This window comes from Micromonospora zamorensis (assembly GCF_900090275.1).
Taxonomy (GTDB): domain Bacteria; phylum Actinomycetota; class Actinomycetes; order Mycobacteriales; family Micromonosporaceae; genus Micromonospora; species Micromonospora zamorensis.
In genome coordinates this window covers 5,180,818-5,201,716 of record NZ_LT607755.1, presented here as the reverse complement: position 1 = coordinate 5,201,716, position 20,899 = coordinate 5,180,818, and the positions used below count along the sequence as shown (strand labels likewise).

The window sequence follows — 20,899 nt, the reverse complement described above, 5'->3', positions numbered from 1 at the left end:
GCCCCGCAGTCGCGATCGAAAGGCGGGCTCAGCACCACAATGCCGCGTAGGGTGCGGTCGTGGATCAGATCTGCGTGGTGACGACGGTGGTGGATGCGCGTTCGGTCGCCGACGTGCTGGCGGCTGCGGCCGTCGCCGGCAGGCTCGCCGCCTGCGCCCAGGTGGGTGGTCAGGTGGACAGCACCTACTGGTGGAGGTCCGGTGTGGAGACCAGCACCGAGTGGTCGGTGCAGTTCAAGACCGCACCCGACCGGCTCTCCGCGTTGGTGGACCAGATCCGGGTCAGTCATCCGTACGAGGTGCCGGAGATCCTGGTGTCCACTGTGGAGAGCGGCGACCCGGCGTACGCCACCTGGGTGCACGAGCACACCCGGCCCTGAGTACGCGCACTCTGTGCCGCACCCCGGTCGGCTTCCGATGATGACCGGGTGGACGACACCCGCTATCCCTGCCCCGCCTGCGGTGCTCCGGCCGACCTGACCGTCGGTTGCACCGGCTGTTCCCGTGCACCCGACCCGACCGCCGCCGAGGTGGTCCGGCTGAGCCGCGAGATCGCCCAGCTTGAGCCGCAGGTGCAACGGGCTCGTCACGCGTACACCGAGCTGGCTGGTCGCCTGTCGACCCTGTCGCGGCGGCGATCCGAGCTGGCGGCGGTCGTCCGTGCCGGGTTGGCCGCCTCCGCCGGGGCACGCCCGGCGCCCCTCGTCGGGCCGGTGCCAGCTCTCGTCCCGGTCGCGGCGCCGGGCGCGGCCGAAACCTCGACCCGGACCGTCCAGGGTCTGCTCTTCGTCCTCGGTGGACTCCTGCTGGGCACCGCGGCGGTCGTGTTCACAGCGGTGGCCTGGGCGGCGGTGGGAGTCGGCGGACGGGCGTCGATCCTGGCCGCGCTCACCGCGCTCGCGCTCGCCGTGCCGCTGCTGGCGGTCCGTCGAGGGTTGCGGGGCACCGCGGAGACCTTCGCCGCTGTGGGTCTGCTGCTGGTGGTGCTGGACGGTTACGCGGCCTGGTCGGTGGACCTGGCCGGGGTGGCCGGTTGGCCGGGCAGCCGGTACGCCGCGCTGGTCGGGGGGGCCAGCGCGGCGGTCGCCGTCGCGTACGGCCGGTGGAGCGGGTTGACCGGGCCCTGGTTCGCCGCGCTGCTGGCCGCCCAGCCGGTGCTGCCGCTGCTCGCCGTCGGGGCCGAACCGGGTGCCGCCGGTTGGTCACTGGTCCTGCTCGGGGTGGCACTGGTGAACCTGGCCGTGCTGGCCGCATTGCGCGGCCGGGACGGGGTGGCGCTGCTCGTCGGCAGGGTGTCGGCCGGGATCGGTCACGTCGCCGCTCTCGTCGGTGCCGCTGGCTGCGCCCTGACGCCGCTGATCCTCGGACGGGCGGCAGGGTCGCATCTGCTGGCCGGGCTGCCGCTGCTGCTGGTCGCGTTGACCGGGTTCGGTGCGGCCTGGCTGGTCGGCGGGCGGGCGCTGCGGGCGGTGGCCGCCGGGCTGCTGGTGCCGGTGCTCGCCGCCGCCCTGCTGCGCCCGGTGGCCGAGCTGCGGCCGTCCCTGCTGCTGCTCGCGTCGGCGACGGTGGCGCTCGGGCTGGCCGCCGCGGTGCGGATCCTGCCGGTCAGGTCCGGAGCGGAGGTGGCGGGCGCCGGTGGTTGGCGGACCGGCCCGCGCGCCGGGGCGCTGCTGGTCGCGGCGGGCACGGCCCAGGTGGCCGCGCTGGTCACCGTCGTGCTGGCGGTCGCCGCCGCAGGCCGGTCGCTGCCGCCGTGGCGGGGGGCCGGCAGGGGACCGGATCTGGACTGGGGCTGGCAGCTCGCACCCGCCGTGGCGTTGGGGGTCGGCGCGACGGTGCTGCTGCTGCCCCGGCGGGCCCGAGCGGCGCTCGCCACGGCCGGCGCGGTGGCGGTGCTGCTGGCCCTGCCGGCCGGGTGGTCGGCCACCTGGCCGCAGGTCCTCGCCGTCGACCTGGTCGGCGGGGTCGCGCTGCTGCTCGCCGTCCTGATCCGCCCGGCGACCCACCTGGCCTCCCTGCTCACCCGCGCGCTCGGCGGTGCCGTCCTGCTCGGGCACGGGCTGTTGGTCGCCCTGGCCGCCCCGGCCGGTGTGCTGGTGACGCTCGGCGTCATCGCCGTGGTCGGGCTGGCACTGGCCGTCCGGCGGGGCGCCGGGCCGTACCGGCAGGTGGCCGGCGGCGGTCTGCTGGTCGCGCAGCTCGCGCTGCCCGGGATCGCGGTGGTGGCGTCGTTCGCCGTTGGCGCGCCGCCCTGGTGGCAGGCGCGGTTCGCGCTGATCGCCGCCGGGCTGCCGCTGGTCGCGGTGCTCGCGGCGCGTCGCCAGCGGGTGGAGCTGATCGGGTACGCGGTGACCGGCGCGCTGGTCGCCATGACCGTGCCCGGCCTCGCCCCGCTGGTCGTGGCGGGGAACGAGCCGATCGCGCTGTACGCCGCGCTGGCGGCGCTGGGGGTCGCCTTCGTCGTCCGCTGGGATCGGCAGGAGGCCGTCACCCACCGGTCGGGCGGGTCGGGCCAGCAGCCGGTCGGGGGGCCGGCGGTCGGGGGATCGTCGGTCGGGGGGCCGACGATTCCCCTGTCGGTCCCGGTGGTGGTGGCGGGCGGCGCTCTGGCGGTGGTCGCCGTGCTGGCGGCTCTGCCGAGGGTGCTGACCGCGCTCGTGTCGCCGTACGGCGACACGGGACGGGTCTGGTCGGGGGTGCCCACTGTCGTCGCCGAGCCGGCAGCGCTGCCCGTCGCGTTGGCGCTGGTGGTGCTGGCGGTGGCCGCCGTGGTCGCCGGCCGGCGGGTCCGCCCACCGGTGCTGCCCGCGCTGCCGTTCGCCGCGGCGGCGCTGCCGGTGCTGCTCGTCGCGGTCGGCGCGCCGTGGCCGGTGCTGCCTGCCGCCGTGCTGCTCGCCGGATCGGCCGCGCTGCTGCTCGCCGCTCTGGCCGCGCCCCGCCCAGGGCTCGCACCGATCGCCGTACCGCTGGGTGTGGTGCTGGTCGCCTCCGGTGTGGCGGGGCTGCTCGCCACCCGAGCCGGTTCGCTCGCCGCCGAGGGGGTGCTGTTGGTGGTGGCGGTGGTCGTCGCCGTCGGGGGGCGCACGGTCGAGGTGCGGGTCGCCGGTTGTCTCGCGGCGGTGGGTGCGGCGTCCGCGTTGGCGGTGACGGCCTCGCTGGTCGGAGGGCTGCCGTTGCGGGCCGCCGCGTACCCCCTGTTGGCGGTGGCCGCGCTGGTGCTGGCTGTCGCCGCCGCGACCACCCCGGCGCGGGGTCTGGTCGGGCGGGTGCTGGACGCTGCCGCGCAGGCGGTGGCACTGGTGGCGGCGGTGCTCACCGTCGAGGCGGCGCGACACCTCGCCACGGTCTGCGTGCTCTGGGGTGCCGCCGTGGCGCTGCGGCTGCTGCGCCGGGGGGAGCCGGCCGGCCGGCGGTGGGCGTTCGCCGGCATCGCCGCCGCCAGCGAGCTGCTCGGTGCATGGGTGTTGCTGGCCGCCGGTGGGGTGACGGTGCTGGAGGCGTACACCCTGCCGGCTGCGGCGCTCGCCCTCGGCGCGGGCCTGCTGGCGTTGCGGACCCGGCCGGGGCTGACCAGCTGGCCGGCCCTCGGCCCGGGGCTGGTCGCGGCGCTGCTGCCGAGCCTCGTGTCGGTGCTGACCGGGCCGGACCCGCAGCCGGTGCGGCGACTGCTCCTCGGCGCGGCGGCGCTGGGCGCGGTGCTGGCCGGGGCGACCCGCCGATGGCAGGCACCGGTGCTGCTCGGCGGCGGCGTGCTGACGCTGCTGGCGCTGCACGAGTTGGCCCGGGGATGGGATCTGCTGCCTCGGTGGATCTACCTCGGTGTCGGCGGGTTGGCGCTGGTCGGCCTCGCCGCCACCTACGAGCGGCGGCGGCGTGACGTGGCTCGACTGCGCGCCGCGGTGGGCCGGCTGGGCTGAGTCGAACCAATGGGGGGTAGGGCCTGCCCTACCCCCCATTCGGGGGTTGTCGGGGTTACTCACCGCTACCGCGATCGGGAGACTTGACATTAAGCCCGAACCACCCCGGTACGGGCGCAAGCGGAACGGGAGCAGCGATGGCGCTCGGAGCGGTGGCGGAACCGCCGGTACAACGGCGAGGCAGTGACTACGCACAGTTGTCCCGTCGGATCAGCCAGGCGGGCCTGCTGGAGCGGCGCCCCGGCTGGTACGTCGCCCGCATCGTGCTCACCCTCGGAGCCTTCGTGGCCGGCTGGGTGGCCGTGTTCCTGCTCGGCGACTCCTGGTGGCAGCTGCCCCTCGCGGCCCTGATGGCGGTGGCCACCACCCAGGTCGCGTTCCTCGGTCACGACGCCGGGCACCGTCAGATGTTCCGTCGGCGCGGTCCCAGCGAGCTGGTGGGGTTGTTCGCCGGCAACGCGGCGGTGGGAATCAGCTTCGGCTGGTGGGTCGACAAGCACAACCGGCACCACGCCAACCCGAACCACGAGGACGAGGACCCGGACGTGGGCGCGGGCGCGCTGGTGTGGACGCCCGAGCAGGCCCTGGAGACCCGTGGGATCAACCGCTGGATGGCCAAGCGGCAGGCGTACCTCTTCTTCCCGATGCTCCTTCTCGAGGGTCTGAGCCTGCACGTGGCGAGCATCCGGGCGATCGTCGGGCGTGACTCGGACGGCCGATACACCACCCCGATGCGGCGCCGGGCGGTCGAGGCCGTGCTGCTCGTCGCACACACCGCCGCCTACGTGGCACTGCTGTTGGCGGTCATGTCGCCGATCAAGGCGCTGCTCTTCGCCGTCGTGCACCAGGCGCTGTGGGGTTTCTACATGGGTTGCTCGTTCGCGCCCAACCACAAGGGCATGCCGATGCCGACCGCCGAGGACGAGCTGGACTTCCTGCGTAAGCAGGTGCTGACCTCCCGCAACGTGCGGGGTAGCTGGCTGGTGGACGCCACGTTGGGCGGGCTCAACTACCAGATCGAGCACCACCTGTTCCCGAACATGCCCCGCGCCAACCTGCGGCGGGCGCAACCGATCGTCCGCGCCTACTGCGCGGAGCAGGGCATCCCGTACGCGGAGACCGGGCTGGTCGAGTCGTACCGGCAGGCGCTCGGTCACCTGCATGAGGTGGGACAGCCGCTGCGCGGCTGAGAAGGAAACGGCCGCTGCGCGGCTGCGAGGACTGAGCGGTGGGGCGGGCATCTGATGATGCCCGCCCCATCGTGGCACCCAATGTCGGGGCTCTGGCAGAGCGTCTGCGGCTGTAAGAGATTGATCGCCAGCTGAGCTGGCCACCGGTGGCGCGTACGGCCCGCCGTACGCGCCACCGGTAGGGTCTGGTCATGGCAGACCTGCTCACCGCGGACGCGGTGCGAGAAGAGCTGGGCGGGCTGACCGACTGGTCGGGTGACCCGACCGGCATCGGTCGTACCGCCCAGCTCGGCAGTTTCCCGGCGGCCATCGCGGTGGTGGACCGGGTGGCGACGGTGGCCGAGGAGCTCGACCACCATCCCGACATCGACATCCGATGGCGGACCCTGACCTTCCGCTGTGTCACGCACTCGGCCGGTGGGGTCACCCACCGCGACATCGAGCTGGCCCGGCGGATCGACGACATCGTCCGGAGCGCGGCATGAGATTCGAGATCAGCAAGGTTCTGGACGCCATCGAGGGGCGGGTCTGCACCGACCCGTCGCTGGCCCGGGCGGTCATCGACCTGGCAGAGGTGATCCGCTATCAGGACATCGACGGCGGACGGCCGGCCAGCCTGCTGCGCCTCGGCATGGTCATCGACGCGCTCTCCCGCGAGTTGGAGGAGGACAGCGTCCAGGTCTACGCGGTGGTGCACCGGGCGTTGCTCTCCGACGCCGACCTCACCTCCAACGAGCGGATGGTCGTCCGCCGCTGGGCCGACGACGGGCTCGTCGAGGTGCTCGACAACCCGGGTGACCGGATGTTGGAGGTCGCCGACCTGCTCGGGTTGCCGGTGCTCAGCCGGGTGCGCTTCGACGGGCTGCGCGGTCGGTTCCCGTGGCTGGTCGAGCAACCCGGTCGGGTGGTCGCGCCGGTGCCGGGCGCCGGCGGGCCGGTGTTCATCGCGCACGTCGGTGGTGGGCACTCGCCGGTTGCCGGCAAGCGTTCGCCGACCGGGGTGAAGCTGCTGGCCCGCCAGTGGCGTTGCCCGGAGTCGGGCTGCGCGCTGTTCGGTGGCGGTGGTGGGGGTGGCGCGTTCGCCGACCTGGCCGGGGGTGCCGACCGCAGCCCCGCGGCGCAGCCGCCGCCCGCGCTGCGCAACGGCGTACCAACCTGCCCCCGACACGGCGTACGGCTCGGTGACGGCGGGCCTCGCCCACGTTCGGAGGTGCTCGCGGTGCGGGTCGGCGGCCTGGTCCGGCGGCGGTTCGTGCTCAGCGAGGACCAGCCGGTGGTGGCCGGCCGGGCACCCGAGCAGGAAGGCGGGATCATGCTCGGGCAGTGGCTCAACGACGAGGCACGGCGATGGATCAGCCGTGGTCACGTCCATTTCGAGCTGCGGGTCGGTGAGGTCATCGTGACCGACGTCAGCACCAACGGCTCGGGCATCCGGCCGGCCGGTTCGATGGCCGAGTCGGACCGGATCCCCCTGGCACCTCAGCAGTCCCGGGTGTTGGGCGAGAACGACATGGTGGAGTTGTACCCCGGGGTGCAGATCGGTCGGGCCGAGGAACTGCCCACCGGTGCCCCGTTCACCCCCACGTCGGTGATGGCCGAGGCTCCGACGATGGCCATGCGCCTACCCCGTCCCTGACACGCGCCGCGCCGCGCCCGCGCCGCCCCCGGCCGCCGGGGGCGGCGGCGGGGCCCGGCGGCGGGCCAAGATCCGCACAAGAACAGGGAAAGTGCTGCCTCGGACGGTGTCGAGGCAGCACTTTCCCTGTAGTTGCGCAGATCTTGACCAGCGGGGGTCGGTCAGCTGGCCAGCACCTCGGCCAGCTGGGCCACCGCCAGGTCGATCTCGTCCTCGGTGATCACCAGTGGCGGGGCGAGCCGGATGGTGGAGCCGTGGGTGTCCTTGGCGAGCACACCGCGCGCGGCGAGCCGCTCACAGGCCTCCCGGCCGGTCATCAGCGCCGGGTCGATGTCCAGACCGGCCCACAGACCGCGGACGCGTACCCCGACCAGACCCTTGCCGACCAGACCCTCCAGGCCGACCCGCAGCCGTTCACCCAGCTCCGCGGAGCGGCGCTGGAACTCGCCGGTGGCGAGCAGCCGCACCACCTCGATGGCGACCGCGCAGGCGAGCGGGTTGCCGCCGAAGGTGGAGCCGTGCTGGCCGGGCTTGAGCACGCCCAGCACGTCGGCGTTCGCGGCCACCGCGGAGACCGGCACGATGCCGCCGCCGAGCGCCTTGCCGAGCAGATACATGTCCGGCACGACGCCCTCGTGGTCACAGGCGAAGGTCTTGCCGGTACGCCCCAGACCCGACTGGATCTCGTCCGCGATGAAGAGCACGTTGCGCTCGGTGCAGACCTGGCGTACGCCCGGCAGGTAGCCCTCGGGCGGCACCACCACGCCCTGCTCGCCCTGGATCGGCTCCAGCAGCACGGCAACGGTGTTCTCGTCGATCGCGGCGGTCAGCGCGTCCAGGTCGCCGTAGGGCACGACAGTGAACCCCGGGGTGTACGGCCCGAAGTCGGCGCGGGCGTCCTCGTCGGTGGAGAAGCTCACGATGGTGGTGGTCCGGCCGTGGAAGTTGCCCTCGGCGACCACGATGTTGGCCTGCCCGGCGGGCACGCCCTTGACCTGGTAGCCCCACTTGCGGGCCACCTTGATCCCGGTCTCGACCGCCTCGGCGCCGGTGTTCATCGGCAGCACCAGGTCCTTGCCGCACAGCTCGGCCAGCTCCCGGCAGAAGTCGGCGAACTGGTCGTGGATGAACGCACGGCTGGTCAGCGTGAGCCGGTCCAGTTGTGCGTGCGCGGCGGCGATCAGCTGTGGGTGCCGGTGGCCGAAGTTCAGCGCCGAGTAGCCGGCCAGGCAGTCCAGGTAACGCCGGCCGTCCACGTCGGTGAGCCAGGCACCCTCCGCGGACGAGATCACCACCGGCAGCGGGTGGTAGTTGTGCGCCGTCCAGCGCTCGGCGTCCCGGACCGCGCCCGGCGTACGCAGCTTGTCATCCACGATCACTTGCTTGCCTTTCCCTGACGGAGTCGCAGCGTGCAGCACTTCGGTCCGCCGCCGGCCTTACGTAGCTCGGACAGGTCGACCCCGATGGTTTCGTAGCCCCGGTCGCGCAGCTTGGCGGCCAGGTCGGTGGCCTGCGCGGGCAGCACCACGTGCCGGCCGTCGCTCACCGCGTTCAGGCCCAGCACCTCGGCGTCGGCCATGGTGGCGTGCACCGCGTCGGGGAAGAGCCGGCGCAGCACGGCCTGGCTGCCGGGGGAGAACGCCTCGGGCAGGTACGCCACGGTCCGCTCGTCGAGCACGGTCAGCGCGGTGTCCAGGTGGTAGAAGCGCGGGTCGACCAGCTGCATGGTGATCACCGGGTAGCCGAAGACCTCCTGCAACTGGGCGTGCGAGGCGTGCGCCGTGCGGAAGCCGGTGCCGGCCAGCAGGTGGTCACCGGCCAGCAGGACGTCGCCCTCGCCCTCGTTGACGTGCTTCGGGTCGTACATCTCGAAGCCAGCGTCCTCGAACCAGGCGCGGTACGCCGGTGCCTCGTCGGCCCGCTGCGGGTCGCGGAACTGCACGGCCATCGCCTTGCCGTCGATCACGGTGCCACCGTTGGCGGCGAAGACCATGTCGGGCAGGCCAGGCACCGGAGTGATCTCCTCGACGGTGTGGCCCAGGTCGCGGTACGTCTGGCGCAGCTGCTCCCACTGCCGGACGGCCAGCGCGGCGTCGACCGGCGCGGTCGGGTCCATCCAGGGGTTGATCGCGTAATCGACGGCGAAGTACGTCGGCCGGCACATCAACAGGCGCTGGCTGGTGGCGTCCATCGTCATTGTCCTGCTCCCAGGGGTCGGGCGCGCCCGGCCACCGTGGCCCACGGGCTGGCGCCGTTGCTCAACGGTATGCGGCGTCAGCGGCAGGATCCACCACTGAGAGTTGCGCGGACCGAACATTCGTTGCGTCTGAGCGACTGCCGGGAGCGATTCGTTGTGTCAGGCGTGCCTGACCCCGGAAACACTTCAGGGGCGGCGAACCGCCGCCCCTGAAAGGGTGTCGCCCGGCCGGTGAACCACCGGAGTGTTCGGGCTGCCGGCGAACCGCCGGCTTTTCGCCGGTGCATCACCGGCGAGCGGAACAGTGCCCGCTAGAAACGATCGACAAACTGTGAGTCAAGCCACTCACGGAAGCGCTGCACCCAGTCGCCGTCGGTGGTCGGCCAGTCGAACTGGCCGGTCATCGCCAGCACCCCGATCACCACGGCGGCCAGCCCGATCAGCACGCCGAAGAGCGCGTCGGTCTTGCCGGCGACGTGCCGGCGGCGGGTGGCCATCAGGCCGAGCACCGAGAGCACCGCGCCGAACGCGCCGAGCCCGATGCCGTACCCGGCCAGGGTGCCGGTCAGCACGAACATCGCACCGGCCACGGCGACGATCAGGCCGAGGGTGGCGAGCAGGCTGGCCCGCGGCTTCGGGCCCCGCGTCACCGGCGGCTCGGGCGCGGTCGTGTCCGGGGTCGGGTCGACCGGGCGGTCGGTGGTGACCCGGTCCGTCGTGTCGGGTCGCCGGGGCGTGCCGTCGAGGTCGGCGTCCCGGTCGGCCGTGCGCCCCGTGGTCGGGTCGGTGCCGGGCCGGGGCTCGGTCACGACCGGGCTGGCGGCGCCGCTGCGCGGCTCCGTCTCCACCGGACGGGCGGTGGCAGTTGTGCTCTCCGCGGGTCGGGCGGTGGCGGCGCGGGCTACCGCGGCCCGCTCGGCGGCCCGCCGCTCGGCCTCGCCGGGCTGGTTGCCGGCCTGATCGCCGGGCTGGTCGTCGGTTGCGGCGGCGCTGCGGTACGTCGTCTGGTCTGCGTCCCGATCGGTGACCACGGGGCGACTGCGCTCGCCGTCCCCGGGCTGGTCCACGTCGGTCTGGGTTGCGCTGTCCCGGCCGCTGTCGACCGGGGTGTCGCGGTCGTCGATGCGACCGTCGAGGTTCTCGTCCCGCGTCGGTGCCGGCTCGGACCGGCGGGACAGCGAAGGAATCCTGACCACTACACACCTCCTGATGAATGCGTGGTGGCCGACGAAACGGGTGGCACCCACGCGGTGTCGACCCTCGAATACCCACCTGGGCGTTTCCTGACACCAATCCTGGGTACGGGCTCGACGCTCGGCCTTGATCGACTGGGCACGGCGGCTGGCTATCCTTGGCACCCGTGCCAGAGGGACACACGATCCATCGCCTGGCGGCTCGGCACGCCGAGCTGTTCGCCGGGGACAAGCTGCATGCCGCGAGCCCGCAGGGCCGCTTCGCCGACGGCGCCGCCCGGCTCACCGGGACGGTGCTGGAGAGCACCGAGGCGTACGGCAAGCACCTGCTGCACCACTACGCCGGTGAGCTGACCCTGCACGTACACCTCGGGCTGTACGGCAAGTTCACCGACGGCCCGGGGGAGCCGCCGGAGCCGGTCGGTCAGGTGCGGCTGCGACTCGCCAGCGATCGGCACTGGCTCGACCTGCGCGGACCCACGGCCTGCGAGCTGATCACCCCACCCGAGGTGGCCGCACTGCGGGACCGCCTCGGACCGGACCCGCTGCGCACCGACGCCGACCCGGAGCGGGCGTACGCCCGGATCTCGCGCAGCCCCACGCCCCTCGCCGCGCTGCTGCTGGACCAGTCGGTGGTGGCCGGCACCGGGCTGATCTTCGTGACCGAGGCGTTGTTCCGGGCCGGCCTGCCGCCGACGATGCCCGGCCGAGGGCTCACGCGGGCCAACTGGGACGCGCTCTGGGTCGACCTGGTCGGGCTGATGCGACTCGCGGTCGAGCACGGCCGCATCGACACCGTGCGCGACGCGCACCTGCCGGAGGCGATGGGCCGGCCGGCGCGGGTGGACCGGCACGGTGGCGAGGTGTACGTCTACCGCCGCCCCGGCGCGCCCTGCCACGTCTGCGGCACCGAAGTCAGCCGCGGCGAGCTGGCCGGCCGCAACCTGTACTGGTGCCGGACCTGCCAGGCCGTCTGAGCCGCCCGCCCCGACGCATGCACCGCCCCGCCCTTCGGGCGACTCGCGGCGCTGCCGGACCTCAGCCGGCGTCGAGCAGCCAGCGGACCACCTCGACCTGGTGCGGAAAGACGACCGCACCGTCGATGCTCCAGGCCAGCGTGTGTCCGATCGTCCAACCCCGGGCCCGCTCGCGGTCCAGCCCCAGCTCGGCGGTGAGCCGGTCCAGCCGGTGCCGGACGGCCGTTGGCGAGTGACCCAACTCCCGACCGCGCACCATCGGCACGACCGAGAACTCCCGCTCGCCGGTCAGCGGCTTCGGGTCGATCGCCAGCCATGGTTCCCGGTCAGCGGCGAGCACGTTGCCGGCGTGCAGGTCCTGGTTGACCAGCACCTGCTCGCCCTGGCTCGACGCCAGCCCGGTGAGCAGGTCGAGTGCCGTGTCCAGCATCCGTCGCTCGTACGGCCGGCCGGCCCGTTCCCAGTTGTCAGGCATCCGGTCGATCCAGCCGGCGGCCTCCTCGGCCAACGGGGTGAACGGCGTGCCGGCCGGTCGCCACAGCCGGGGCAGCAGGGCGGTCACCGCGTCCAGCGCGCGGTCCATCGGAAGCTCGTGCAGCGGAGTGCCGGGCTGGCAGCGTTCCACCAGCAGGGCGCGTCGTTCCGGATCATGGGCGAGCAGCCGGATCGCCCCGTCGCCGTTCCACTGGGCCAGGGCGTCGGCCTCGTGCCGGCTGTCCTCGTCCGGGTACTGGAGCTTGAGCACCGCCGCCGTTCCGTCGGGCAGGTCCGCGGGCAGTGCCAGGGATGCGTAGGCGTAGCGGAAGGGCGGGCCGAGTCGCAGCGACCACCGCTCGGTGCACTCCGCCAGCCACGTCGGGAGGGTGCCGAGCCAGGTCCGGCCCGCCGGTGTCGTACGGACCCAGTCGAGGCCCTCGGGGGGATCCATCCGACCATCCTGGGCCGTCCACCGCTGCGTTGGTGGCCTGTTCCCATGCCGGGTCCACAGTGGCTAGCGTAGGGCCGTGCAGATCGGCGTGAACGTACCGAACTTCGCCCCGGGCACCGACCCCGACGTGCTGCGTCGGTGGGCGCAGACCGTCGAGGGTCTCGGCTTCGATCTGCTGATGGTCTCCGATCACATCGTGGTGACCCCGGACGTGGCCGAGCAGTACCCGGCGCCGTTCTACGAGCCGTTCACCACGCTGTCCTGGCTGGCTGGGGTGATCTCCCGGGTCCGGTTGGGCACCACCGTGCTCATCGTCCCGTACCGGCACCCGCTGCTCATGGCCCGGATGGCGGCGAACCTCAACCGGCTCAGTGGCGGCCGGCTCGTCCTCGGGGTCGGCGTCGGCTGGGCCCGGCAGGAGTTCGAGGCGCTGGGCGTGCCGTTCGAGCGGCGCGGCGCGCTGACCGACGACCACCTGCGGGCCATGCGCGACGCCTGGCAGAACACCGACGACTACGACTCGGGAGCGATCCCGATCTGGGTCGGTGGCAACAGCGAAGCCGGCATGCGCCGCGCGGTCCTGCTCGGTGATGCGTGGCACCCGCTGCGGGTGGCACCCGGACGGCTGGCCGAGGCCGCCGCACGACTGAAGGCCATCGCCGCTGACCTGGGCCGCCCGGTGCCCGCGTTGGTGCCGCGCATCGCACTCCAGGAGACCCGGGAGCCGGTCACCGCCCCGGACCGGCTCGCCGGTGTCGGCACCATCGACCAGATCACCGCCGACATCGACCAGATCCGACTGCTCGGCGCCGAGGCGGTGGTGCTCGACCCGTTCAACGGCGATCTGACCGAGATCCGCCAGCCCGAGCGTGCCTGGCGGACACTGGCGGCCGTGGCCGCACATCACAGATCCCAGGAGGGCCGATGACACCCGACGACGAAAAGTTTCTCCGCCGCGCCGTGGAACTCGCCAGTCAGGCGGGGGCTTCCGGCGAACGGCCGTTCGGCTCGTTGCTGGTCGATGCCGAGGGCGTCGTCCTGATCGAGGACCACAACACAGTGGTCTCCGAGGCGGACATCACCGCCCATCCGGAGTTGAAGCTGGCCCGCTGGGCGGCTCGGGAGCTTCCCGCCGAGAAGGCTGCCGGCACCACCATGTTCACCAGTTGCCAGCCCTGCCCGATGTGCGCGACCGCCATCGACCGCTCCGGCCTCGGACGCGTGGTGTACGCGCTGTCCAGCGAGCAGTTCGAGGAGGTCAAGCCCGCCACGCCGCCGCTGCCTCCGGTTCGTTACGAGGGGCCGGCGCTCTTCGACGAGGCGCGCCAGCCGATCGACGATTATTACTGACCAGATCCGGCCCGGAGCGGTGTGACGCAACCGGAATTGACAGTCGACCGATCACCGGAGCAGGGTTGGCAGGTGACAACGATGTCAACGGGCAAAAGGGGGGAATCGTACGCATGATCACTCCCGATCGCACCCGCAGCTCGGGGCGTCCCGTTGGCGGTTTTCCGGCGCGGACCCGGTCCGCCCGCCGATCCTGGCCGTATGTCCCTTTCCTACCCGACGGTGACCAGCTGAGATGACCGACGTGCCCCGATCCGACGCCGCAAAGACCCCCGCTCCCGCCGGGTCACCCGACCTGCCCGATCTGGAGGAGTTCCTCGCCGATCAGGCCCGCACACTGCTCGACACGGCCGGCCGGTCGGTTCGGCCCGAGGGCGGCTTCTGGTGGCTCACCGACGACCGCACCCCAGACCGCGGTGAGCCGGTGTTCACCTGGATCACCTGCCGGATGACCCACGTGGCCGCCCTCGCCCACCGCCACGGCGACTCGGACGCCGCCGCTCTCGTCGACCACGGGATCGCCGCGCTCAGCACCCTGCTGCGCGACGACCGGTACGGCGGTTGGTTCAGCGCGGTGGACCAGCAGGGGGCACCCGTCGACGATCGGAAGGCCGGCTACGACCACGCGTTCGTGCTGCTCGCCGCGTCCAGCGCCGCGCGGGCCGGCCGGCCGGGCGCGGAGCGGTTGCTCGCCGACGTGCTGAGCGTGGTGCGGGACCGGTTCTGGGACGACGACGCCGGTGCGGTCCGCGAATCGTGGAACCGGGACTGGACGGTCACCGAGGACTACCGCGGCGCCAACAGCAGCATGCACATGGTCGAGGCGTTCCTCGCCGCCACCGCCGCCACCGGCGACGCGAGCTGGGCCGACCGGGCACTGCGGATCGCCTCCCACCTGGTGCACGGCGAGGCCGCCCGGCACGACTGGCGGCTGCCCGAGCACTTCACCGCCGACTGGACGCCGCTGCCCGACTACAACCGGGACCAGCCCGCGGACCCGTTCCGCCCGTACGGCTCCACCATCGGCCATTGGCTGGAATGGGCCCGGCTGCTGCTCGAACTGGAGGCTGTCCTTCCGCAGCCTCCTCGGTGGCTGCTCGCCGACGCCCGTGCCCTGTTCGCCGCCTCCGTTCGACGGGGCTGGGCGGTCGACGGCGCCGACGGCTTCGTCTACACGATCGACTGGGATGACCAACCGGTGGTCCGCTCCCGGATGCACTGGGTCCTCGCCGAGGCGGTCGGCGCGGCCATCACCCTGCACCGGCGCACCGGGGACGCGGTCTACGCCGACTGGTACCGGGTCTTCTGGGCGTACGCCCAGCGCACCCTGATCGACGGCACCGGGTGGCGGCACGAACTGGATCCACAGAACCTGCCCTCCGACACGGTCTGGCACGGCCGGCCGGACGTCTACCACGCGTATCAGGCGGTGCTGCTGTCCCGCGCGCCCGACGGGCTCGGCGGCGCCGGCCCGCTCGCACCGGGCGAGGTGCCCGCGTGATCGTGGTCGCGGGTGAGGCACTGATCGACCTGGTGGTCACCGCCGACGGCCAGCGGGCCGTGCCGGGGGGCTCCCCGGCGAACGTGGCGGTCACCCTGGCGCGCCTCGACCAGCCGGTACGACTGCTGGCCCGGCTCGGCACCGACGAGTACGGCCAGCAGGTCGCCGAGCACCTGCGGGCCAACCGGGTGGACCTGGGGTGGGCGGTCCGCGCCGAGGAGCCCACGTCGGTGGCGGTGGCCACGTTGGACGCCAGCGGGCAGGCCAGTTACGAGTTCCGGCTCGCTGGCGCGGCGGACTGGCAGTGGACGCCGCAGGAGCTGCCCGAGCTGACCGGTTCCCCGGCGACCGCCCTGCACACCGGGTCGCTCGCGCTCGCGCTGGCCCCCGGGGCGCAGGTGCTGGAGGACCTGCTCGCCTCCGAACGTCACCGGGACGCGCTCACCCTCTCGATCGACCTCAACCTGCGTCCGAGCATCGTCACGGACCGGGCCGCCGAGCAGGAGCGGGTACGCCGGCAGGTGCCCCTCGCGCACCTGGTCAAGGCCAGCGACGAGGACCTGGCCTGGCTCTACCCGGACCGGTCGGTGGCCGACGTGATGGCGGAGTGGCATGCGGCCGGGGTGTGCTGTGCGGTCGTGACCCGGGGCGGTGAGGGCGCCTGGCTGCTCGCCCCGGACGGCACGCTGCACGAACAACCGGCGGTACGCACCACGGTGGTCGACACGGTAGGCGCCGGCGACTCGTTCACCGGCGGTCTGCTCGCCGCGCTGGCCGACCTCGATGCACTCGGCGACCGGCCGGCCGACCGGCTCACCGCGGTGACCGCGCCGCAGTGGGCTGCGGTGCTCCGGCAGGCTGCCACGGTCGCCGCGCTGACCTGCGGACGCCGAGGCGCAGACCCGCCCAGCCGCGCCGAGGTCAACGCCCTGCTGACGGCCGCGACCTAAACCCTCTCTGCCGGTCGATCATGGGCTTGTGGTGGGCGTTTGAGCGCACTTCGCGGCATACGTCCGGCACCACAACTCCATGATCGACCCCGAGGAGGGGGCCAGGGAGCGGGTCAGGGGCGGGTCAGGCCGCGGGGTAGGAGCCTCGTGGGGAGCACTGTGGTCGTCGGTGCGGAGTCGTCGCCGGCTATGCGCTGGAACAGTCGCTCGGTGGCTACCCTCGCCAGCTCCCGGGTGTCATACCCGACGACGGTCAGCGGCCGGGGCATCAGGTGCGCCAGTTCGAAGTCGTCGAAACCGACCAGCGCGGCGTCACTGCCCCGCCGGTGCAGCTCCTGGAGCGCGCCGACGGTGAGCCGGTTGTTGGCGCAGAAGAACGCGGTGGGCGGGTCCGCCAGGTCGAGCAGCGCGGCGACCGCCCGGCCGGCCTCCTCGGGAGCGATGAGCCTCTCGCGGACCAGCGACTCGTCCGGCTCGACCCCGGCCGCCTCCAGCGCCGCGCGCGCCCCGACCAGCCGCTCGCGCATCGTCGGCACGCTCGGCGCGCCCAGCAGGAGGCCCACCCGGCGATGCCCCGCGTCGAGCAGCGCGCCCACCCCGGCATGGCTGCCGCCCCGGTTGTCCAACAGCACGGCGTCGGCGTGCAGCCCCTGCGGCGGCCGGTCCAGGAACACCACCGGCATCCCCAGCTCGACCTCACGACGCAGGAACGAGTGGTCGAGGCCCGCCGGCACCACCAGCAGCCCGTCGACCCGGCGCTGGGTGAAGTCCTGGAGCAGAGCGCGTTCCCGCTCCGGGTCCTCCTCCGACGAGGCGGTGATCAACATGGTGCCGTGGGCGGCGGCGATCTCGGCGGCGACGCTGGCGATTGTCGCGTAGAACGGGTTTGCGATCTCCTCGATGAGCAACCCGACGGTGGCGTTGAGCTGCCGGGAGCGCAGGTTGCGGGCGATGTCGTTGCGCCGGAAGCCCAGCTCGGCGATGGCGGCCAGCACCCGGTTGACCAGTTCCTGCCCCACCGGCTCGTCGTTGACCACCCGGGAGACCGTCTTCAGGCTGACGTCGGCGCGCCGGGCCACGTCGACCATCGTGGGGCGTCGACGCGCTGTCGGCCGGGTCGGGGTCTGGGTCACGGGGTGGTCCTCCACGGCGGACGCGGGTCAGCGGGCGAGCGCGGCGAGCGCATCGACCGCTTTTCGGGCGGCGATGAGCACCGGGTCCCACACCGGCGCGTACGGCGGAGCGTAGCCCAGGTCCAGTGACGTCATATCGTCCACCGTCATGCCGTTCCAGAGTGCCACGGCCAGCGTGTCGATCCGTTTGGCCGCCTCGGACCAGCCGACGATCTGCGCGCCGAGCAACCGGCCGCTGGGACGCTCGGCGAGCAGCTTCACCGTCATCGGCCGGGAACCGGGGTAGTAGCCGGCCCGGTTGGTCGACTCGGCTATCACCGAGACGAAGTCGAAGCCGGCCGTCCTGGCCTCGCCCTCGCGCAGGCCCGTCCGACCCACCTCCAGGTCACAGACCTTGGTCACCGCCGTGCCGATCACGCCGGCGAACGTGGCGTACCCGCCACCGATGTTGATCCCCGCAACCCGGCCCTGCTTGTTGGCGTGCGTGCCCAGCGGCACGTGCACCGGCATTCCGCTGACCCGGTGCAGGGTCTCCACGCAGTCACCGGCAGCCCAGATCCCGGGCAGCCCCGGCACGCGCATCCGGCGGTCCACCCGGACCCCACCGGTCGGCCCGATCGGCAGCCCGGCAGCCTCGGCGAGCGCGGCGTTGGGGCGTACGCCGAGGCCCAGGACCACGACGTCGGTCGGCATCGGCCCCTCGGCCGTGACCACCGCGGACACCCGGCCGTCCCGCTGCTCCAGGCCGGTCACCGGCAGGCCGGTCCGGATCGTGATGCCGAGGCCGCGCATGGCCTCCGCCACCAACTCGCCCATGTCGGCGTCCACCGTCGCCATCGGCTGGTCGCCCGCCTCGACAAGGGTCACCGAGAGGCCGCGCTGGATCAGCGCCTCGGCGATCTCGACGCCGATGTAGCCGCCGCCGACCACCACGGCCCGGCGCGGCTTCGGCTCGGCGTCCAACCACTCGCGCAGCGCCGCCCCGTCGTCGAGGGTCTGCATGCCGAACACGCCACCCGCGTCAGTGGCCGCCCACGGCGGCTTGACCGGCACCGCACCGGTGGCGTACATCAGGTCGTCGAAGCGCTCGCGGACCTCTCCGCCGCCCTCCAGATCCCGGGCCACCACCTCGCGGCGTTCCAGGTCGATGCTCGTGACCTCGTGGCGCATCCGGACGTCCATCGCGTACTCGGTGCGGAACGTCTGCGGGTCCCGGGCGATCAACGCGTCCGGGCCCGGCACCAGGCCACTGATCCAGTACGGGATGCCGCACGCCGAGTAGGAGGTGAAGTGGCCCCGCTCGAAGACCACGATCTCCAGGTCGTCGCGGTCGCGGCGGCGTCGGGCCTGGGACGCCGCCGACATTCCGGCGGCGTCCCCGCCGATGACAATCAGGCGTTGCGCCACAGGCTCATCCTGTCACGACGGTGTTCAGCCACGGGTCTGCCGTGCGACGTCCTGCACCACGTCGGTGAGTCGTCCGGTGCGCTCGTACACCGCGCGTTGCCGCGCGGCCCCGGTGCCGTGCCGGCGCAGCCCACCCAGCAGATCGGTCACCTCGGCCCAGTCGCCATGCTGCTCCAGCGCCGGTCGCATCCGCTCGACGAACCGGTCCAACAGCTCCCAGGCCGGGCGCAGCTCACCGGTGGTGACGTCGACGGCCTCGCCTTCCAGGCCGTCGTGGGCCGCTCGCCAGTGGGCGCCGACCAGCAGGTGGTGGTCGGTCTGCAACGCCGGGCGGTCGGCCTCGACATCCGCCATGGCGGTGGCCACCAGGGCCCGGACCAGCGCGGCGACCAGCACCGCGTCGTCCACCGACGGGCAGACGTCGCCGATCCGCAGCTCCACCGTCGGATACTTCGCCGACAGCCGGGCGTACCAGTAGAGCATCCCCTCGTCGAGCATCACCCCACTGGAGATCAACTGGCGGATCAGCCGCTGGTAGTGCTCGTGCGACTCCAGAAACGGCGTCGGCGCGACCGACGGCCAGCGCTCCCACTCCACGGATCGCCAGCTGGCGTAGCCGGTGTCCTCGCCGCGGGCGAACGGGGAGTTGGTGGTGATCGCGTGCAGCATCGGCAGCCACGGTCGTACGTGGTTGAGCACCTGCACGCCGGTGTCCGGGTCGGGTACGCCCACGTGCACGTGCATGCCGTTGTTGCCGGGGCCGGGGACGAGCAGTCGGAACCGCTCGATCATCCGGTCGAAGCGGGGCTTGTCCACCACCGGCGGCACCGGGCCGTCCACCGGGCCGGTGCCGATGGCGAGCAGGGTCACACCGGCCCGCTCGGCGGCTTCGGCGAGCGCCCGACGCAGTACGCCGAGGGAGTGCCGGATCGACGAGAGCTCCAGGCCGGGCGGGCTGCCGATCTCGATCTGACTGGTCTGGAACTCCCGTTCCACCTGCCCGCGCAGCTCAGCCGGCACCTGTTCCATGACCAGATCGACGGCCGGGACCGCGGCTCCGGTGTGCGGATCGACGAGCAGGAACTCCTCCTCGACACCCACGGTGAGCAATCCGGTCGCCGCAGCCTCTTCGCTGAGCGCCTCCGCCACCTGACCGGTCATCGACACCACCGCCCGTTTCTGCCGAATCGCGGTCCATCCGCGTCGGTCCGTCGTCTGGTTACCCAACGTGGTGATGCCGGGAAACGTGGCGGTGGCGCGTCGTCCTCGGCGTGCCGGCACCCGGGGGTCGCGATTCGCCCGGACGGCGTGACACCGGGTCCTATGCTGAGCCCGTGCCGGTGCCGCTGGGTTTCGTCGGGTTCGCGTGGCTGTACGCGTTCGCCCAGCTCACCCTGCTCGCGGGCCGGCCGGCCGACCTGCTCGCGGGCGCCGCGCTGACCGCCCTGGTGCTGCTCGCCGTGGTGCTGGCGGCTCGGGTGCACGACCGCGCGGGTACGCCCGGCGCCGGCCCCCGGTGGGCCGGGTTGCGCGCCCGTTCCCGTGGTCGACGGGTGCCCCGGCAGATCGACCCGGACGCCGCCGGCCGACCTCGTCCCCGCGCTCCCGGACACCCCTCGGCCGCGTAGCGCCACGCCGCCGCGCGGCCGATCCCGCCGTCACCGGTCCCCCCTGTCGAGCGGACACCGCCCCGGGGGAGGGCCCCACCGGAATCGGACCGAGGGGTTTTCCATGCTTGCCTTCGCACCACTGCACGACGTCGTCGGCGCTGCCGGCACGGCACTGTCCTGGCTCACCGACCTGCTCGAACCACTGGCCGGCGGGATGGCGACCGCCGCCGCCATCGTGCTCTTCACCGTCGCCGTCCGACTGCTGATCTCGCCGCTCACCGTCGCGCAGGTCCGCGGCGAGCGGCGCCGCGCGGCGCTCGCCCCACAGGTGCGTGACCTACAGCGACGGTACGCGGACGACCCGGCGGCGCTTCAGCGCGAGGTGTTCGCGTTGTACCGGGAGGCTGGGGCGAACCCGATCGCCGGCTGCCTGCCGTTGCTGCTCCAGGCTCCCTTCCTGCTGGTCCTGTACCGGCTGTTCACCACGAGCGAGGGTGGCACCGGGCTGCTCGACGAGCGGCTCGCCGGGGTGCCGCTGGGTCACCATCTCAGCGACGGGTTGGGCGGGGCGGCCGGCCCGCTCTTCGCCGTCCTGCTGGCGGTGCTGCTGGTGGTCGCGTGGTGGTCGTCGCGGCGGGCGCGGCGGGCGTCGGCGGCGGTCGGCACGGTGGCCGGTACGCCCACCGAGGGGCCCGGGGCGGCCGTGCTCGGGCGGCTGCTGCCCCTGCTGCCGTTCACGACGGTGCTGGTGGCGCTGGTGCTGCCGCTCGCCGCGGTGATCTACCTGGTCACCACGAGTGTGTGGTCGGCGGCCGAGCAGGCGGTGCTGCGCAGACCGCAGGCACCTCCGGCGTCCGCCGAAACAGATCGACGTTGACAACTGTGTGGACGGGACGTACAACTCTGAGAG

The 20,899-nt window shown here is 73.2% G+C and carries 19 protein-coding genes; 12 read left to right on the top strand and 7 right to left on the bottom strand.

Features of this window, described 5'->3' with window-relative positions:
• Positions 1-59 precede the first annotated feature (59 nt).
• From cutA to GA0070619_RS22980, 5 genes are all read left to right on the top strand, one after another.
• Positions 60-380, top strand: coding sequence for a divalent-cation tolerance protein CutA (cutA, locus tag GA0070619_RS23000; RefSeq protein WP_088949975.1), 321 nt, complete (start codon positions 60-62; stop codon positions 378-380).
• A 48-nt stretch (positions 381-428) separates the two neighbouring features.
• Positions 429-3,917 (top strand): SCO7613 C-terminal domain-containing membrane protein, encoded by a 3,489-nt coding sequence (locus tag GA0070619_RS22995; RefSeq protein WP_088949974.1) that lies wholly within the window; start codon positions 429-431, stop codon positions 3,915-3,917.
• 137 nt (positions 3,918-4,054) lie between these two features.
• Entirely contained in the window at positions 4,055-5,107 is a 1,053-nt protein-coding gene (locus GA0070619_RS22990; protein WP_088949973.1) for a fatty acid desaturase family protein, read from the top strand.
• Positions 5,108-5,298: 191 nt separating this feature from the next.
• On the top strand, positions 5,299-5,592 hold the full coding sequence (locus GA0070619_RS22985; RefSeq protein ID WP_088949972.1) for a 4a-hydroxytetrahydrobiopterin dehydratase: 294 nt from the start codon (positions 5,299-5,301) through the stop codon (positions 5,590-5,592).
• On the top strand, positions 5,589-6,743 hold the full coding sequence (locus GA0070619_RS22980) for an FHA domain-containing protein (RefSeq protein WP_088949971.1): 1,155 nt from the start codon (positions 5,589-5,591) through the stop codon (positions 6,741-6,743). Before GA0070619_RS22985 ends, GA0070619_RS22980 begins: the two co-directional genes overlap by 4 nt.
• Before the next feature lie 161 nt (positions 6,744-6,904).
• Here the strand turns inward: GA0070619_RS22980 and rocD are convergent, their stop codons facing one another.
• The 3 genes from rocD to GA0070619_RS22965 all read right to left on the bottom strand — a co-directional run bounded on the left by rocD (position 6,905) and on the right by GA0070619_RS22965 (position 10,136).
• Entirely contained in the window at positions 6,905-8,119 is a 1,215-nt protein-coding gene (rocD, locus tag GA0070619_RS22975) for an ornithine--oxo-acid transaminase (RefSeq protein WP_172862231.1), read from the bottom strand.
• Positions 8,119-8,934: a dimethylargininase gene (gene ddaH / locus GA0070619_RS22970; protein WP_172862232.1), complete on the bottom strand. Its 816-nt coding sequence runs from the start codon at positions 8,932-8,934 to the stop codon at positions 8,119-8,121. Before ddaH ends, rocD begins: the two co-directional genes overlap by 1 nt.
• Before the next feature lie 317 nt (positions 8,935-9,251).
• Positions 9,252-10,136 carry a sulfite exporter TauE/SafE family protein gene (locus GA0070619_RS22965; RefSeq protein WP_231927132.1) on the bottom strand — a complete coding sequence of 295 codons (885 nt, stop codon included), beginning with the start codon at positions 10,134-10,136 and terminating at the stop codon, positions 9,252-9,254.
• Positions 10,137-10,300: 164 nt separating this feature from the next.
• Between GA0070619_RS22965 and GA0070619_RS22960 the strand changes: the two genes are divergently transcribed.
• Positions 10,301-11,110, top strand: coding sequence for an Fpg/Nei family DNA glycosylase (locus tag GA0070619_RS22960; RefSeq protein ID WP_088949968.1), 810 nt, complete (start codon positions 10,301-10,303; stop codon positions 11,108-11,110).
• Between the two features lie 61 nt (positions 11,111-11,171).
• Here GA0070619_RS22960 and GA0070619_RS22955 read toward each other — a convergent pair whose 3' ends face one another.
• Complete coding sequence (locus GA0070619_RS22955; RefSeq protein ID WP_088949967.1) at positions 11,172-12,038, bottom strand: aminoglycoside phosphotransferase family protein; 867 nt, start codon at positions 12,036-12,038, stop codon at positions 11,172-11,174.
• A gap of 76 nt (positions 12,039-12,114) precedes the next feature.
• Here GA0070619_RS22955 and GA0070619_RS22950 point away from each other — a divergent pair, with 76 nt between their 5' ends.
• The 4 genes from GA0070619_RS22950 to GA0070619_RS22935 all read left to right on the top strand — a co-directional run bounded on the left by GA0070619_RS22950 (position 12,115) and on the right by GA0070619_RS22935 (position 15,839).
• Positions 12,115-12,966: a TIGR03619 family F420-dependent LLM class oxidoreductase gene (locus GA0070619_RS22950; protein ID WP_088949966.1), complete on the top strand. Its 852-nt coding sequence runs from the start codon at positions 12,115-12,117 to the stop codon at positions 12,964-12,966.
• Positions 12,963-13,388 carry a nucleoside deaminase gene (locus tag GA0070619_RS22945; protein WP_088949965.1) on the top strand — a complete coding sequence of 142 codons (426 nt, stop codon included), beginning with the start codon at positions 12,963-12,965 and terminating at the stop codon, positions 13,386-13,388. The genes GA0070619_RS22950 and GA0070619_RS22945 overlap by 4 nt, the downstream gene beginning before the upstream one ends.
• 235 nt (positions 13,389-13,623) lie before the next feature.
• A complete protein-coding gene (locus GA0070619_RS22940; RefSeq protein WP_088949964.1) occupies positions 13,624-14,889 on the top strand; it encodes an AGE family epimerase/isomerase in 1,266 nt (421 codons plus the stop codon).
• Positions 14,886-15,839 (top strand): carbohydrate kinase family protein, encoded by a 954-nt coding sequence (locus tag GA0070619_RS22935; protein WP_088949963.1) that lies wholly within the window; start codon positions 14,886-14,888, stop codon positions 15,837-15,839. The genes GA0070619_RS22940 and GA0070619_RS22935 overlap by 4 nt, the downstream gene beginning before the upstream one ends.
• A gap of 113 nt (positions 15,840-15,952) precedes the next feature.
• Here the strand turns inward: GA0070619_RS22935 and GA0070619_RS22930 are convergent, their stop codons facing one another.
• From GA0070619_RS22930 to GA0070619_RS22920, 3 genes are read right to left on the bottom strand one after another with little or no spacing between them, the layout of a single operon-like run.
• Positions 15,953-16,972, bottom strand: a complete 1,020-nt coding sequence (locus GA0070619_RS22930; protein WP_370453044.1) for a LacI family DNA-binding transcriptional regulator — start codon at positions 16,970-16,972, stop codon at positions 15,953-15,955.
• Between the two features lie 27 nt (positions 16,973-16,999).
• A complete protein-coding gene (locus GA0070619_RS22925; protein ID WP_088949961.1) occupies positions 17,000-18,379 on the bottom strand; it encodes an FAD-dependent oxidoreductase in 1,380 nt (459 codons plus the stop codon).
• 24 nt (positions 18,380-18,403) lie between these two features.
• Positions 18,404-19,540: a carboxylate-amine ligase gene (locus GA0070619_RS22920; protein ID WP_172862100.1), complete on the bottom strand. Its 1,137-nt coding sequence runs from the start codon at positions 19,538-19,540 to the stop codon at positions 18,404-18,406.
• A gap of 173 nt (positions 19,541-19,713) precedes the next feature.
• On the opposite strand from GA0070619_RS22920, the gene GA0070619_RS22915 reads away from it, so the two are divergent.
• Positions 19,714-20,007, top strand: coding sequence for a DUF6412 domain-containing protein (locus GA0070619_RS22915; protein ID WP_231927131.1), 294 nt, complete (start codon positions 19,714-19,716; stop codon positions 20,005-20,007).
• Positions 20,008-20,110: 103 nt separating this feature from the next.
• Complete coding sequence (locus GA0070619_RS22910) at positions 20,111-20,866, top strand: YidC/Oxa1 family membrane protein insertase (protein WP_088949959.1); 756 nt, start codon at positions 20,111-20,113, stop codon at positions 20,864-20,866.
• Positions 20,867-20,899: the final 33 nt, after the last annotated feature.

Bases quoted from the DNA above. Each gene is read 5' to 3' on its own strand.
- GA0070619_RS22990 (WP_088949973.1), top strand. From the start codon at position 4,055: ATGGCGCTCGGAGCGGTGGCGGAACCGCCGGTACAACGGCGAGGCAGT.
- GA0070619_RS22985 (WP_088949972.1), top strand. From the start codon at position 5,299: ATGGCAGACCTGCTCACCGCGGACGCGGTGCGAGAAGAGCTGGGCGGG.
- GA0070619_RS22980 (WP_088949971.1), top strand. From the start codon at position 5,589: ATGAGATTCGAGATCAGCAAGGTTCTGGACGCCATCGAGGGGCGGGTC.
- ddaH (WP_172862232.1), bottom strand. From the start codon at position 8,934: ATGGACGCCACCAGCCAGCGCCTGTTGATGTGCCGGCCGACGTACTTC.
- GA0070619_RS22955 (WP_088949967.1), bottom strand. From the start codon at position 12,038: ATGGATCCCCCCGAGGGCCTCGACTGGGTCCGTACGACACCGGCGGGC.
- GA0070619_RS22945 (WP_088949965.1), top strand. From the start codon at position 12,963: ATGACACCCGACGACGAAAAGTTTCTCCGCCGCGCCGTGGAACTCGCC.
- GA0070619_RS22940 (WP_088949964.1), top strand. From the start codon at position 13,624: ATGACCGACGTGCCCCGATCCGACGCCGCAAAGACCCCCGCTCCCGCC.
- GA0070619_RS22920 (WP_172862100.1), bottom strand. From the start codon at position 19,540: ATGACCGGTCAGGTGGCGGAGGCGCTCAGCGAAGAGGCTGCGGCGACC.
- GA0070619_RS22910 (WP_088949959.1), top strand. From the start codon at position 20,111: ATGCTTGCCTTCGCACCACTGCACGACGTCGTCGGCGCTGCCGGCACG.